This window comes from Syntrophales bacterium, assembly GCA_035363115.1.
Taxonomy (GTDB): domain Bacteria; phylum Desulfobacterota; class Syntrophia; order Syntrophales; family PHBD01; genus PHBD01.
In genome coordinates this window covers 73,360-88,484 of record DAOSEM010000001.1, presented here as the reverse complement: position 1 = coordinate 88,484, position 15,125 = coordinate 73,360, and the positions used below count along the sequence as shown (strand labels likewise).

General features: G+C 63.6%; 9 protein-coding genes. 7 read left to right on the top strand and 2 right to left on the bottom strand.

The window, feature by feature from the left end; all coding sequences use genetic code 11:
* Positions 1-15: 15 nt before the first annotated feature.
* Positions 16-1,392, top strand: a complete 1,377-nt coding sequence (locus tag PLO63_00395) for a hypothetical protein (protein ID HOI72576.1) — start codon at positions 16-18, stop codon at positions 1,390-1,392.
* A 71-nt stretch (positions 1,393-1,463) separates the two neighbouring features.
* Here PLO63_00395 and PLO63_00390 read toward each other — a convergent pair whose 3' ends face one another.
* Entirely contained in the window at positions 1,464-2,663 is a 1,200-nt protein-coding gene (locus tag PLO63_00390; protein HOI72575.1) for an aminopeptidase, read from the bottom strand.
* Between the two features lie 206 nt (positions 2,664-2,869).
* Here PLO63_00390 and PLO63_00385 point away from each other — a divergent pair, with 206 nt between their 5' ends.
* Both PLO63_00385 and gdhA read left to right on the top strand, forming a co-directional pair.
* Positions 2,870-3,955, top strand: coding sequence for an NrpR regulatory domain-containing protein (locus tag PLO63_00385; protein HOI72574.1), 1,086 nt, complete (start codon positions 2,870-2,872; stop codon positions 3,953-3,955).
* Between the two features lie 31 nt (positions 3,956-3,986).
* On the top strand, positions 3,987-5,342 hold the full coding sequence (gdhA, locus tag PLO63_00380; protein ID HOI72573.1) for an NADP-specific glutamate dehydrogenase: 1,356 nt from the start codon (positions 3,987-3,989) through the stop codon (positions 5,340-5,342).
* A gap of 122 nt (positions 5,343-5,464) precedes the next feature.
* Here the strand turns inward: gdhA and PLO63_00375 are convergent, their stop codons facing one another.
* On the bottom strand, positions 5,465-8,056 hold the full coding sequence (locus PLO63_00375; GenBank protein ID HOI72572.1) for a PEP/pyruvate-binding domain-containing protein: 2,592 nt from the start codon (positions 8,054-8,056) through the stop codon (positions 5,465-5,467).
* Between the two features lie 185 nt (positions 8,057-8,241).
* On the opposite strand from PLO63_00375, the gene PLO63_00370 reads away from it, so the two are divergent.
* The 4 genes from PLO63_00370 (at position 8,242) to PLO63_00355 (ending at position 15,106) form a co-directional block, all read left to right on the top strand.
* Positions 8,242-9,801: a sigma 54-interacting transcriptional regulator gene (locus PLO63_00370; protein HOI72571.1), complete on the top strand. Its 1,560-nt coding sequence runs from the start codon at positions 8,242-8,244 to the stop codon at positions 9,799-9,801.
* Positions 9,802-10,019: 218 nt separating this feature from the next.
* Entirely contained in the window at positions 10,020-11,135 is a 1,116-nt protein-coding gene (locus tag PLO63_00365; GenBank protein HOI72570.1) for a glutamate synthase, read from the top strand.
* Complete coding sequence (locus tag PLO63_00360; protein ID HOI72569.1) at positions 11,114-12,748, top strand: glutamate synthase-related protein; 1,635 nt, start codon at positions 11,114-11,116, stop codon at positions 12,746-12,748. The genes PLO63_00365 and PLO63_00360 overlap by 22 nt, the downstream gene beginning before the upstream one ends.
* A gap of 24 nt (positions 12,749-12,772) precedes the next feature.
* Positions 12,773-15,106 carry an FAD-dependent oxidoreductase gene (locus tag PLO63_00355; GenBank protein HOI72568.1) on the top strand — a complete coding sequence of 778 codons (2,334 nt, stop codon included), beginning with the start codon at positions 12,773-12,775 and terminating at the stop codon, positions 15,104-15,106.
* The last annotated feature ends 19 nt before the right edge of the window (positions 15,107-15,125 follow it).

Sequence of the window (15,125 nt, the reverse complement as noted above, 5' to 3'; positions counted from 1 at the left end):
GGAGGCAAGACGGTCATGGGAGGCGAGATCAAAGACAACTGCGGTGTGTTCGGGATCTATTCGACCCGGCCCTGCGTCTACGACATTTACAACGGCCTCGATTTCATCCAGCACCGCGGACAGGAATACTGCGGGATCGCCACCTATGACGGCCGGATCCACCAGGTGACCCACCACGGCAAGGTCGGCAGCGCCTTCAGTACCGAGGACCTCTCCTACCTGCACGGGAATCTGGGCATCGGCCACGTGAGCCTCTGGGAGCGCCAGCCCATGAGCTGGCAATCCAAGGTGGGGGACATCTCCCTGGCCTTCAGCGGCAACATCATCAACGCCGAGGAGCTCATCGCCGACCTCAAGCGGCAGGGACACGCCTTCTACCGCGGATACAACATCGAGGTCATCGCCAAGATCATCATGGAGTCCTCGGATATCCTGACGGGGATCAACTCCCTGGCGGAGCGGATCCGGGGGGCTTACTGCCTGGTGATCCTGGCGAAGGAAGGAATCTACGCGACCCGCGACCCATACGGGTTCCGGCCCCTGATCCTCGGCCGGGACGGGGAGCGGACCGCCGTCTGCTCCGAGTCGCGGGCCTTGCAGAACCTGGAGATGGAGATCCTCCGGGACGTTCGCCCGGGAGAGACGGTGCTCATCGACGGCCACGGATTCCGCACCGTCACCGAGATCCCGTCGCCACGCAAGGCACACTGCGCCTTCGAGTGGGCCTACACGGCCAGCATTGACTCCATCATCGACGGCCTGTACGTCCAGGAGGCCCGCAACTGCATCGGCCGGAGCCTGGCCCGCCGGGACCGCGAAGAAGGCAGCCCGCAGGCGGACCTGGTTTCACCCGTGCCCATGTCCGGAATCGGACACGCCGTGGGCTACCACCAGGAATCCGGCATCCCCTACCAGGAGGTTTTCCTCTACAACCGTTACGCCGACCGGAGCTACACCCAGTCGACCCAGGACGCCCGGAGCCGCATGGCAAAGCGCAAGCTCTCGGTGCTGCGTTACGCCGTGAAGGGAAAGCGGATCGTCATCTGTGACGATTCGATCGTCCGGGGGACCCAGATCCTTTACAAGGTAAGGGACTTGAAAGAGGCCGGGGCCGAGGAGGTCCACGTGCGGATCGCCTGCCCGCCCCTGATGTACCCCTGCGATTTTGGCATCTCCACCCGGTCGTACGACGAGCTGACCGCCCGGAGCTTCTTCCGGACCGGCGATATCAAGTCGATGGACCAGCTGAGGGAACTGGAGCGGTGGGTGGCGGACCAGATCGGGGCCGATTCGGTCAAGTACAACAGCACCGAGGCCTTTGTGGCCGCCCTGGGGCTGCCCCGCAAGGACCTGTGCCTGAAATGCTTTGACGGGAGCGTCCCGATCCCCTGAGAGCCAGGGTTTCCCGGGCGGTCGCGCTCTGCAACGGCGAAACCGCCCGTCGCCGTCCACCTGGCGGCGCTTCAGATCTTGAACACCCCTCCGTCGTAGACGACGACGTTCTTCCCGGTTTTCAGCCTGGCCGTCACGGTCTTGTTCTCCGTGTTCACGAGATCCCAGTGAAGGGCCGAATCGTTGAAGCCCAGGGCCTTCTTCTTTTCCATGGTCAAGTCTGCGGGGTTTCCCGAGTAGGTGTCCGAATAGGACGACCCGACGGCCACGTGGCAGTTCCCGAAGGCCCCTCCGTGGTTCTCATCGAAGAGCGTGTCCGCCATGAAGCGGCCGATCCGGGAGAACCGGCGGTCCGTCAGGGAGAACTCCCCCACCCGGCTCGCCCCCCGATCCATGGCGAGCTGCTTCCGGACGAACTCCTCCCCCGTGGCGGCCTGGATACCAACGGCTACGCCCTTCCGGAAGGTCAGCCGGACCCCCTCCACGTAATTGCCGCTCCGGTACGAAGGAAGGTTCGCGTAATACGTCCCCTCGGTTCCACGCCAGTCCGGGGAGAGGAAGACTTCGTAGCTCGGGATGTTGTGCCCCGAAACGCCGGCCCATTTCCTGTGCTCCCCCGGTACCACCGTCAGATCCATGTTCGCCGACTCGACACGGAAGGACTTCACGGGCAGGCTGCCCAGCCACGTCTTGATGCGGCCGATCTCCCGGTGGATCCAGGACCACTTCCGGACGGGATCCTCCTCGTCGAGCCAGCAGGCCCGGACGATCTCGTTCTCGTAGGCCTTCGGGGTCGTCTTTGCCTGGACGGCCAGCTCCTTCGTCGGATACGTGCAGAGGGTCCAGCCGTAGTGCCCCTCCTCTTCCCGGCGATCCAGGATGTCCTTCAGGGACTTCCGGGCCACCAGGACCTTCCCGATCCGGAAGGAATCGATCTCCTTCAGGTGCGTCAGCGACTCCGGCGCCCGCAGGAAAATCCGGCCGTTGACCCGCTCCAGAAGCTCCCGTTCCCCCGGGGCGATGAAGGTCAGCTGGCGTCCCGATGATTTCTCGAAAAACATCCTCTCCATGCGAAAGGTCAGCCCCATCCGCTGGACCGGGGACATCCCGCGATCCAGGACGCGGGCATACAGGAGCTCCGCCAGAGGGAGCGCCGGCGGGTCATACTGGATCAGGACAATATCCCCCTTCCGGAACTTCCCTTTCCGCGCGGTTTCCAATCCCCACAGAAGAACATCCGCATAGCGCTCCAACCGGGTATCCGTCAGCATGTCCCCTTCCCTCCCTCGTAAAGTGGGGGAAAGGTAGCAGAAAAAGCGGGATTTGGCAAAGAGGACGGGGTGCGGGCAGTCCTTCCCCCGGGGTCGAAGCGCCGGTGGAGAGGGGCGCGGCGGGACCCGCGGGAAAGGCCCAATTTTGTGTTGACAAGATTGTCCCTTTCCGTGTAGTTGCGTCGGCAAAGGATGGCCGATTGCCGATGGGTTCCCCCTTCACAAATCCCGCCGATGTCGAGCGCAAGACCCTGATGATCCTACGCATTCTCCACGAGGCGGGTCAGTCCGTGGGATCGCGCCTGATTTCCCGGAAGATGCTGGAACGGGGCCTGCCATCGAGCGAGCGGGCCGTCCGTTACCACCTGAAACTCATGGACGAGCGCGGATTGACACGGCTGATCGGCAAGCGCGACGGGCGGATCATCACCGACCGGGGTATCGAGGAGATCGGCCGGGCCAGGGTCCGGGACAAGGTGGGACTGGCCAATTCCCGCATCGAGTCCCTGGCGTTCCAGACCACGTTCAAACCGGAAACCGGCCGGGGGCTTCTGCCGGTGAACATCTCGCTCCTGCCGGAGGAGACATTTCCCGAGGCCGTCCGGATCATGGAGCCGGTCTTCGAGGCGGGCTATGCCGTCAGCCGCCGCGTGGCCGTCGCCGGTCCGGGACAGAGGCTGGCGGGACTCCTCGTCCCCGAGGGTCGGGTGGCAATGGCCACGGTGTGCAGCATCGTGGTCAACGGCGTTCTCCTGAAACACGGCATCCCCATGGACTCCAAGTTCGGTGGCATCCTGCAGGTGAGAAACCGCAACCCCCTCCGGTTCGTGGAGCTGATCTACTACTCCGGATCGTCCCTGGACCCGTCGGAGGTCTTCATCCGGGGAAAGATGACGTCCGTCCGAAGCGTCGTTGCCGAGGGAGAGGGAATGCTCCTGGCCAACTTCCGGGAAATCCCGGCTGCCTGCCTTCCCCTCATGGAACAGCAGCTCGCCGGGCTGGCCCGGGCCGGCATCGACGGGGTCCTCGTGAAGGGCGAGGTGAGCGAGCCGGTCTGCCAGACACCCGTGGAAGTGAATCGGGTCGGCATCGTTCTCATTGGAGGCCTGAACCCGGTCGCCTGCGTGGAGGAGGCGGGGCTGGACGTGGACAACCGGGCCATGTCCGCCGTCATGGAGTTCGGAGACATGGAGCCGTTCGACCAGGTATTGAAGCGCTGCCGGGACTGGACGGGACCCGGAAAGAAGACAGCACGCCGGCGGGCCGGGGAAGGATCGCCGGGGGAAAAATAAAACAAGACCAACAAGAGAAAGGGGTATTGTCATGTCCGTTATTTCAGATGTCCTTGCCAAGGTAAAGCAGCTTGACCCCGACCAGCCCGAGTTCCACCAGGCCGTGGAAGAGGTCATGGAGACCCTGGAGCCGACGACGAAACGCCATCCCGAATTCGTGAAGGCGAACATCTACGAGCGCATCGTCGAGCCCGAACGCACGATGCTGTTCCGCGTTCCCTGGGTGGATGACAAGGGGAATGTCCGGGTGAACCGGGGCTTCCGGGTCCAGTTCAACAACGCCATCGGTCCCTTCAAGGGCGGCCTCCGCTTCCATCCCTCGGTGAACCTGGGAATCATCAAGTTCCTCGGCTTCGAGCAGATCTTCAAGAATTCCCTGACGACCCTGCCCATGGGCGGCGGCAAGGGCGGCTCCGATTTCGATCCCAAAGGCAAGTCGGACGGCGAGGTCATGCGGTTCTGCCAGGCCTTCATGCGGGAGCTCTTCCGCCATGTCGGCGCGGAGACGGACGTCCCCGCCGGCGACATCGGGGTCGGCGGCCGGGAAATCGGCTACCTCTTCGGATACTACAAGAAGATCCGCAACGAGCATACCGGCGTGCTGACCGGCAAGGCTCTGGAATATGGCGGCAGCCTGGTCCGTCCCGAGGCTACCGGGTACGGCACCACCTATTTTGCGGCGGAGATGCTGGCCACCCGCGGCCTGGACTTCAAGGGCAAGATCGTGGCCATCAGCGGCGCCGGCAACGTGGCCCAGTACGCCGTCGAGAAGGTCAACCAGCTGGGCGGCAAGGTCATCACCCTGTGCGACTCCAGCGCAACCATCGTGGACGAGGCTGGCATCGACCAGAACAAGTGCGATTTTGTCATGGAGCTGAAAAACGTCAAGCGCGGCCGGATCAAGGAGTACGCCGACAAGTACAAGACCTGCTGCGTCGAGGGTTCCAGCGTGTGGGACGTGATCCGGGACCAGGGAATCAAGGTGGACATCGCCCTGCCATGCGCCACCCAGAACGAGCTGGATGCCTCCCATGCCGCCGCCCTGGTGAAGAACGGCTGCCTCTGCGTGGCCGAGGGGGCCAACATGCCCTCCACACCGGACGCCGTGAAGATCTTCCAGGAAAACAGCATCCTCTACGGACCCGGGAAGGCCGCCAATGCCGGCGGCGTGGCCACTTCGGGCCTGGAAATGAGCCAGAACAGCCTGAAGCTCTCCTGGACCCGGGAAGAGGTGGACCAGCGACTCCTCATCATCATGAAGAGCATCCACAAGGCCTGCGTCGAGACCGCCGAGGCCTACGGCCGGAAGGGAGACTACGTGACGGGCGCCAACATCGCCGGATTCACCAAGGTGGCCCGGGCCATGCTGGCCTTCGGTGTCGTATAAGCAATTTCAGGGTTCGGAACGCGAAAGGACGGCCGCGGAATGTCCGCGGCCGTCCCTTTTTTTTTCGTGCATCCGCCGGCAGCCCCGGAATCATCCGACCCGGGCCCGGCTTCCCGCATCCTTCATTCCCGGGCGTACACGATCAGCTTCTGCGTCACGACGTTCGACATGAGCCGGAGATTCCGCTCCCGCACGTCGTAGACGCGCACCACTTCCCCGTAGGCGCCGTCCCTGGGGGACAGTTCCGCGAGGCGGTTGGGAAAGGCCGAGAGCCACGCCGGGTTGAAGTAGACGTTCTCCTTCTCGGGATAGATGGCCATGTAGAAGATCTCCATCTCCACAAGGTCCTGGAAGAAATGGGTCCCGAAGGAGAGATCGGGGATCAGGCTTCCGTCCCGGTAGGCGATCTCGGCGATGGCGGTGATGTTGTTGATCTCCGAGAAGGTCACGGGGACTCCCATGGCCGGCGTCGTCGTTCCCCAGCGACCCGGTCCCAGGAGGGCCGTGGGTCTTTCCTCCCGGTTCTCCACGAGCTTGTTGAGCCGGCCGATGATGCGGGCCACGTCGTATTTTTCCGAGAGGGACAATTTTGTATAGCCCTGGGGATCGATGTAGATCACGTGGGAAATGGGCTGCGAAATGCTTCCGCCCATGAAGTTTCCCTCCTGCCGGATGAGCACCCGCTCCTTCCGGACCCTGGCCGGGATCTCCACCTGGGCCGTCTGTCCCCGCGTCTGGAACGGCCGGCATTGAAGCAGATTGACCTGCAGGTTCCCCTGGGCGTTGAAGTTGGCCGTAAACTCGATGTCCACCGGGTATTCATAGACCCTTTCGAGCGTCTTGAGCATCCGGGACATGGTATCGGGAAAATCCGTCGTCGAGAGGAGCTCGTCGAAGGTCAGGATCCAGATGTCCGTTTCGGGCCTGCCCAGGGCCCGCAGGCGGTCCGCGGACTCCATGTCACGGGTGCCCACCAGGTCGAGCCTCGCGTCCAGGCCCTCCTGGACCACCTGCACCAGCGGCAGTGACTGGAAGCGGTTTTCCTCCAGGTTGAGGGCGTCCACATCGTGCTGGGAGAACCGCCGGGCGTCGTCAAGCCCTGAATGGGCCTTCAGCAGGGGATCGTCGAGGGCCACGATCCGCGGATAATCGTTTTCCACCCGGTTGACCGCCCGGGTTCCCAGCCCCAGGACCAGACGGAGCATGCCGGCCTTCGGATCGAGGCCCTGTTTCCAGACGAAGGTGTTGTGGGAAAGCCCGACGCCGGCCAGCTCCGGGAAGAAATAATGCTTCCGGTAGGATCCGGACACCCGCTGGACGAGGAGGGCCATCTGCTCGTCCTGCTGGTCCAGGCCCCGCTGAAGCCGATAGGTCAGGGCGTCGACGTTCATGGTGCTGGCGAAGATGCGCCGCACCGCCTCCTCGAAAGACTCGTAGCGCTGCTCCGGCGTGCCCTGGTTGGCGCAGAAGTAGCTCTCGTACTTGCCCGCGAAGGCATTGCCGAAGGCGTCTTCCAGCAGGCTGCTGGAGCGGACGATGATGGGGGACTGGCCGAAATACTCGAGCATCAGCTGGAACTGCTCCCGCACCTCCTCCGGAAAAACGCCCCGGAGCATGACGTTCCGAAGCTCCCCGGCGCACTCGAAATAGCCTTCCTTGGTCTTCTGCGCCATCAGGAGCTTCCACCAGCCGTTCTGAACGATGTAGGAGTAGAAGACATCGGAGCCGATATAGAAGGAGTCGTGCCGTTCCAGCTTGCCGTCCCAGTCGAAGGACCGGTCCTTCCGGAGTACGTTCCGGGCCAGGAGCATGCCGACGGATTTTCCGCCGATGAATCCCGTTCCGATCAGGCGTTCCTGGATCTCCAACAGATCCTCCAGGCTGAAATAATCCCTGGCCAGGGACAGCATTCGTTTCTCCCGGCCGATGAGGACCCGGGAGAGCTGGTCCACCATGCCGTGTTTCGCTTCCCTTGCCCCGGGGTCCTGTGCCAGTTCGCGGGCCTGCATGAAGATGCGGTCCCAGTAATCCAGGTTCCGCTCGGCACCGATGGATCCCTTGTTGGCCAGGAAGGCGAACAGGTTCGTGGCGTCGACGCTGTTCATGATCGGCGTGAAGCGGCCGTTGGTCTGAATGTGGGGAAGGAACATGGTGGGCGAATAGCGGTGCCATGCCTTGAGGGGATGGACACACATCTTTCCCATATAATTGTAAATATCGAGGAGCACCTGGGTGGTCTCCCGGATGCGGGCGATTGTCTTGAAGGAGTGCCGGCTCCGGAGGATGGCGAAATAGGCGACGGTGTTCAACTCGAAAAGGTACGGGCAGGTGATGACGAAGAAATTGCCGATCATCAGGTCCGTGGCCCAGGCGTGCAGGAGGTCCGAAAGGCAGTCGAAGACATAAAAAACGTCCCGTCCCTCCTGGCGGATGATGTTGTGGACCTGGGTGGAGAAGGACTCGAACCCCATGTCGGCGTTCAGCTTGTAGATGGTCACCTGGCCCGTGGGCTCCAGGAGCGGCGCGTGGCGGGCAAAGCGCATGTAGACGACCCGTTCGTTGTTCTCGAGGGCCGTCTTGACAAAAGGAAGGACGAAGGAGCGGTAGTCCTCCATGTCGTCCACCTGGAGCACCACATTGTCTCCCGTCTGGAGGTAGTTCAGGACGCTGTCGAGCCCCTCGATGCCGGTCGAGACCCGGGAAAAGGATACCATGGACAGAAACCCCCTTTTCGAAATTGCCGTTTCATTCTTTATCAAGTTTCATACCAGAAATGGTTTTCTTCTCCCATTGCCAATTTCAACGAAAATGTATAGAAGGGATTCGTTGGCACACTTTTTGTTCATTTTTGTCCATCAACGACCGCAGCGGCGGATCCGAGACAACCCGGAGGAACCTTGTGAGCACCCATAGTTTCGAAGAACTGGCGGCCCTTCATGCCATAGCCAAGATCCTGGCCCAGCCCTGGGAGTTGCGGGACCAGCTCGAGCGCGTCCTCAACGAAATGCATGTCCGGCTGGGGATGGAGCGCGGCATGATCTCCCTCCTCGACCGGGATACCGGCGAGGCGTGGCTGGATGTCGCCCATGGCGTCAATCTCGACGGCCTGGAGATCACCTACCGGATGGGGGAGGGGATCACCGGCAAGGTGGCCCAGACGGGCCGTCCCATGGCAATCCCCAACCTGGGCAAGGAAGCCCTGTTCCTGGACCGGACGGGAGCCCGGCGATACCTGAACCGGGAAGAACTGGCGTTTCTGTGTGTCCCGATCATGTACGACAACCGGGTCGTAGGCATCCTGTCGGCCGACAAGGGCGCCGGCTCCGTGATCGACCTCGACCTCGAGCTTGCCATGCTCACCGCCGTAGCGGAACTGATCGCCAAGGCGGTGCATATCCTGGCGCTGGAAGAGGAGAACCGGCGGCTCCGCCGGATCATCAACCAGGGGCGGTCGCCGTCCGTCGATTTCATAGGACATTCCAAGGGGATGCAGGAGGTCTTCGGGCTCGTCAGCCATGTGGCCGACTCAGGCACGACGGTCCTGATCCTGGGCGAGACGGGAACCGGGAAAGAACTGGTGGCCCGGGCGATTCACATGAACAGCCCCCACAACAAGGGCCCCCTGGTCCAGGTGAACTGCGCCGCGATTCCCGACACCCTCATGGAAAGCGAGCTTTTCGGTCACGAGAAGGGCGCCTTTACGGGGGCGCTTCGCCAGCGTCGGGGCCGCTTCGAGGAGGCCAACAACGGCACGATTTTCCTGGACGAGGTGTCGGAGCTGTCCGCCGCCGCCCAGGCCAAGCTGCTCCGCGTTCTCCAGGAAAAGCAGTTCCAGCCGCTGGGCTCGTCCCGGCTGGTTCACACGAACGCCAGGGTCGTCGCGGCCACGAACCGCCGCCTGGAGGAATGCATCGCCACCGGCCAGTTCCGGTCCGACCTGTATTATCGCCTGAGCGTTTTCCCCGTCCACCTTCCGCCGCTTCGCGAGCGCGGCAACGACATCATTCTCCTGGCCGACCATTTCGTACTCAAGTATTCGCACGAACTGGGGAAACCGGTGAAACGGATCTCCACGGCCGTGGTCGAGGCCTTCCTGAGCCACACCTGGCCGGGCAATGTCCGCGAACTGGAAAACTGCATCGAGCGGGCCATCCTGCTCGCGGAGGGAGATTCCATTGAAATCGTGCATCTTCCCCCTTCCCTGCAGATCAAAACCCGGGCCTGCGAAAAGAAGGACTCGGGACGGCTCAGCTCCGTCGTCGAGGCCCAGGAACGGACACTGATCGTCGACGCCCTGAAGGAGACCCGGGGCAATCAGAGCCAGGCGGCGCGGCTCCTGGGAACAACGAAGCGGATCATCCAGTACAAGATCCAGAAGCTGGGCATCGACCCCCGGAAATACCGGCAGAAGGGGCGCGGACCGGACCGGCCGGGCCAGGACGTCCAGGAGGTGGCCTGACGGATGGCTGGCGGGATCGGAAAACAACAAATTTGTATTTTCGGGCACACGAAAAAGACATTTTTGTGCCTGGACGCGCAAACCCTGCAATGGTCCGTCCGTGGCGAATCCCCTGTCCGCGCATGTCTTCATACGCCGGCCATGGTGGCACATTTTTCGCTTTTAAGCAGGGACTGTTTGACGCCCTGCAGCGTGAATCGTTTTTGAAAGGATCTGTCATGTGCCGTCTGTTTGCCATCACCAGCCGGGAGCCCCTCTCCCCCATGACGGCCGTCCATGCCCTGAACGTCATGAAGGAAGGGCACGACGGCTCCGGAATGGGCCTGTTCCTGACGGACCTCGGGGGCAGCTTCGAGCGTTTCCGCGGCTCTCCCATTCTCTCGGGCATCTTCTCCAATGAAGGGCTCCGGACCCTGGACCGGTACCTGATGGACCTGGACTTCACCGTCAAGTACAAGCTCTCCATCCGGCCGGCCCAGATTCCGCCGAACGGAACACCGAAAAGGGACAATTATGTCATTCGCGCCTACGACTACCCGCCGGACTGGCTCACCCTGCCCCAGGAGGAGAGAGAGCACCGCCTGATGCTGACACGTCTGCGTCTCCGCCTGATGGGCGAGGCCGACGGGTCCATGCTGATCTTCAGCTTCTGGCCGGACGTGATCATGCTCAAGGAGGTCGGGGACCCGATGGAGCTGGCGGACTACCTGGGCCTCGACCACGAGGAGCTTCAGGCGCGGGTCATCCTTGCGCAGGGGCGGCAGAATACGAATTACGCCATCAACATCTACGCCTGCCATCCCTTCTTCATCCAGGGCTACGCGACGATGACCAACGGCGAGAACACCGCCTTCGTCCCCATCCGGGAGTTCCTGACCTCGCGGGATTACGCCGGATACACGGGATACCAGTCGGACTCGGAGGTCTTCACCCACATCCTTCACTACACCCAGAAGCACCTCCACCTCGGCCTCGATCTGTACAAGCACATCATCACCCCCCTGAAGGACGAGGAGCTGGGTCGCCACCCGAACGGTACAAAATTGAAACAGATCAAGCAGGCCTGCCGTCCCCTCATCATCGACGGCCCCAATTGCGTGATCGGCTGCCTGCCCGACAAGACCGTCTTCATGGTCCAGGACAGCAAAAAGCTCCGTCCCGGCATCGTGGGCGGCAGTTCCGGCCTGTTCGCCTTCTCCTCGGAGGTGTGCGGCCTCGACGCAGCGATCCCGGCACGGAACAAAAGCACCGACATTCAACCCATGAAGTACGACACGGTCATGATCCCGCCCGGCCGGGAGGAGGTGATTCGATGGAATCAGTGGGAACGATAACGCCTTCCACCCTGAGCCGGACCGACCTGCCGTGGCAGATCGACTGGAGCAAGGAGCGGTGCACGCTCTGCGGGCGATGTACGGCCGTCTGTCCCGTCCGGGCCATCGAGCTGGGAGTGCACCGCAAGCGGGTCGTCCAGGTCGACATGGGGCTGGCGGAGAAACCGGGGAACGTGTTCAGCGTCTATCACGGCGTCCGCCAGAAGACCGATCCGGCCTTCGCCTGCATCGGCTGCGGCATGTGCGACCTGGTCTGCCCGAATGGGGCCATCCGTCCCGTCCGGGGCGATGAGCCAGACAAACTCCGCTTCCACAACAACGCGGGCGGAGTCCCCCGCAGGCGCGGCGGCCGCAGGAACGATCCCCGGAGCCTGCTCGACGAGATCAAGTTCATCCGCATTTCCATGCTCACCGACCCGGCGCTGGACGCGGGACGCCACGACTTCGAGCTGCGCACCCTCCTGGGCCGGATCCTGCCGCCGGAGAGACTGGTCCGGACCATCCAGGAGAACGGCTGGATTCCCCCCGTGCGGGAGATCTACCCCCTCATCATCGGCAGCATGTCCTTCGGGGCCCTCTCGCCGAACATGTGGGAGGGGCTCCAGATGGGGGTTGCCTACCTGAACGAGGAAAAGGGCATGCCCGTCCGCATCTGCACGGGCGAGGGAGGCTGCCCCCCGAGGCTCCTGCGCTCCCGGTTCCTGAAATACATCATCCTGCAGATCGCCAGCGGCTACTTCGGGTGGGACGAGATCATCCACGCCCTGCCGCACATGAAGGAAGACCCCTGCGCCATCGAGATCAAGTACGGCCAGGGGGCGAAGCCCGGCGACGGCGGCCTCCTGATGTGGTACAAGGTGAACAGGCTGATCGCCGCGATCCGGGGCGTCCCGCCGGGCATCAGCCTGCCCAGCCCGCCGACCCACCAGACCAAGTACTCCATCGAGGAGTCCGTGGCCAAGATGACCCAGTCCATGGCCATGGCCTGGGGATTCCGGGTCCCCGTCTATCCCAAGATCTCCGCCACAAGCACCACCCTGGCCGTGCTGAACAACCTGACCCGCAATCCGTATGCGGCGGGTCTTGCCATCGACGGGGAGGACGGCGGGACCGGAGCCGCCTACAACGTTTCCATGAACACGATGGGCCACCCCATCGCCAGCAACATCCGGGACGCCTACATGAACCTCGTGAAAGTGGGAAAGCAGAACGAGATCCCGCTGTTCGCCGGCGGCGGAATCGGTAAGAACGGCAACCTCGCCGCCAATGCCGCCGCCCTGATCATGCTGGGGGCCAGCGGCGTCCAGATCGGCAAGTACATCATGCAGGCGGCGGCGGGATGCCTCGGATCCGAGACGGACCGCTGCAACATCTGCAACATCGGACTCTGCCCCAAGGGCATCACCTCCCAGGATCCGCGGCTGTACCGGCGACTGGATCCGGAGAAGGTCGCCCAGCGGGTGGTGGAAACATACCTGAGCTTCGACACGGAACTGAAGAAGATCGTGGCCCCCCTGGGCCGCTCGACGTCCCTGCCGATCGGCATGTCCGACGCCCTGGGCATCGCCGACGGCGCCGCCGCCGCACGGCTCAAGATCAGCCACGTTCTGTAGGAAACAGGAAGAAGGAGCATCTCCATGCTGTACAAACCGACGATTGTCCTGCCCGGGGTCATTCAGGGCGTCCGCGTGGATTCCCGGGACCTGGAGGCAAACCTTCAGAAGGCCGTCCAGAACGGGCACCGGTGCATCGAGATCCATGCCTACGGCCAGCACGGGATCGGCGGCCGCCTCTGGAGAGGCGGCGACGACGAGATCATGATCCGCGTCCTCGGCTCCTCAGGTCAGCGCGTTGGGTCCATGGGCTTTCCCAACACGACGATCGACGTCTTCGGCCCCGCCTCCGACGACGTGGGCTGGCTGAACGCCGGGGCGACCATCATTGTACGGGGCCATGCCACCAACGGGGTGGCCAATGCCATGGCCCAGGGGAAGATCTATGTCGCCGGCGACATCGGCGCCCGCGGCATGACCATGACCAAGCACAATCCCCGATTTGCGCCTCCCGAACTCTGGGTTCTGGGAAGCACCGGCGACTCCTTCGCCGAGTTCATGGCCGGCGGGACCGCCGTGGTCTGCGGCCATGGGACGACCCGGATCGAGAACACGCTGGGTTACCGCCCCTGCGTCGGAATGGTGAGCGGCCGGATCTTCTTCCGCGGACCCCACCGGGGATACAGCGAGCAGGACGCCCGGCTGACCGATCCCGACGACGAGGATTGGCAGTGGCTGCTGGACAATCTTCTTGTCTTTCTCAAGACGATCGGCCGGACGGAGCTCTACCCGGTCCTGGTATCGGACCGCTCGGAGTGGCACATCCTGGTGGCACGCAAGCCCTTTGAAAAGACGGGAGCGCCGGTCCGGACCATGGCGCAGTTTGTCCGGGAAACCTGGGACGGGGAACTGGGAGCAGGCGGCCTGATCGGCGACCTGACGGACCTCCCGCGGTCGGCCATCGACGTCGTCCCCACCGGCGACCTGCGCCGCTGGATTCCCCGCTGGGAAAACGAAAAACACCTCCCCCCGTGCCAGGCATCCTGCCCGACGGGCATTCCCGTGCAGAAGCGATGGTCCCTGATCCGGAAGGGACGGTTGGCGGAGGCGGTGGATCTGGCGCTGACCTGCACCCCCTTCCCGGCTACCGTCTGCGGATACCTGTGCCCCAACCTCTGCATGCAGGGATGCACGCGGCAGGCGGCCTCACTGCCGGCCCTGGACGTAGCCCTCCTGGGCAGGGCCTCCCTGGAGGCGAAGACGCCCGACCCCGCTCCCGCGACCGGAAAGAGCGTTGCCGTCATCGGCGGCGGCCCGGCGGGACTCTCCGCGGCCTGGCAGCTCATGATGATGGGCCATTCGCCCGTCGTCTACGAGCGTGAGAAACGCCTGGGAGGCAAGATCACCGCCACGATTCCCAGGGCGCGGATCCCCGACGACGTGGTGGCCCGCGAAATCGAACGGGTCCGGGAGCGGATCCCCGTGACATACCTGAAGAAATCCCTCACGAAGGAGGCGTTCCGGACCCTCCGGGGAAAGCACGACATCGTCGTCATCGCCCCGGGTGCCCAGAAGCCCCGGAAAATTCCCATTCCGGGTAAGGAGCGGGCGCTGGCCGCCCTGGACTTCCTGAGGGACAGCAAGGAAGACCGGGCCGCCGTGGGTGAGCGCGTGGTGATCATCGGCGCCGGCAACGTGGGCTGCGATGCCGCGGCGGAGGCCGCCCGGCTCGGAGCCCGGGAGATCACCCTGGTGGACATCCAGGAGCCCGCGTCCTTCGGGGCGGAGCGACGCCACGCCGAGGCCGCCGGAGCGCGCTTTCTCTGGCCGCGGACGACCCGATCCATTACCGACAGGGGCGTGGAGCTGGCCGACGGCGAAATCCTGCCGGCGGATACGGTCATCATGGCCGTCGGCGACGCGCCGGACCTCGGATTCCTTCCCGAGGACATCGTCCTCTTGAGGGGTTTCGTCGCCGTCAACGGACAGTACCAGAGCTCCGATCCCCAGGTCTTCGCCATCGGCGACGCCGTCAGGCCGGGCCTCCTGACGGATGCCATCGGGGCCGGACGGATCGCCGCCCGGGCCATCGACAACCTGCTCCGGGGCCGGCAGGACACCTACGACAACCTGCCCGCCATTTCAACCTCGCGGGTGCACCTGGAATACTACGACCCGCGGATCCCGACGACGGGAGACCTGGGCAGCTGTTCCACCGCGTGTGCCTCCTGCGGCGCCTGCCGGGACTGCGGCCTCTGTGAGACCCTCTGCCCCGGACAGGCGATTTCAAGGCGGAGCCTCGGGGAAGACGCCTACGAATATATTGTGGACGGGGAACGCTGCATTGGATGCGGTTTCTGCGCCGACGCCTGCCCCTGCGGCATCTGGGAGCTTGCAGAGAACGCCCCTATCGAATAATAACCATCATCAAGAGAGA

What these genes read in the sequence shown, in the direction of transcription:
- PLO63_00395 (HOI72576.1), top strand. Translation starts at nt 16, where the DNA reads ATGGGAGGCGAGATCAAAGACAACTGCGGTGTGTTCGGGATCTATTCG.
- PLO63_00390 (HOI72575.1), bottom strand. Translation starts at nt 2,663, where the DNA reads ATGCTGACGGATACCCGGTTGGAGCGCTATGCGGATGTTCTTCTGTGG.
- PLO63_00385 (HOI72574.1), top strand. Translation starts at nt 2,870, where the DNA reads ATGGGTTCCCCCTTCACAAATCCCGCCGATGTCGAGCGCAAGACCCTG.
- gdhA (HOI72573.1), top strand. Translation starts at nt 3,987, where the DNA reads ATGTCCGTTATTTCAGATGTCCTTGCCAAGGTAAAGCAGCTTGACCCC.
- PLO63_00375 (HOI72572.1), bottom strand. Translation starts at nt 8,056, where the DNA reads ATGGTATCCTTTTCCCGGGTCTCGACCGGCATCGAGGGGCTCGACAGC.
- PLO63_00365 (HOI72570.1), top strand. Translation starts at nt 10,020, where the DNA reads ATGTGCCGTCTGTTTGCCATCACCAGCCGGGAGCCCCTCTCCCCCATG.
- PLO63_00360 (HOI72569.1), top strand. Translation starts at nt 11,114, where the DNA reads ATGGAATCAGTGGGAACGATAACGCCTTCCACCCTGAGCCGGACCGAC.
- PLO63_00355 (HOI72568.1), top strand. Translation starts at nt 12,773, where the DNA reads ATGCTGTACAAACCGACGATTGTCCTGCCCGGGGTCATTCAGGGCGTC.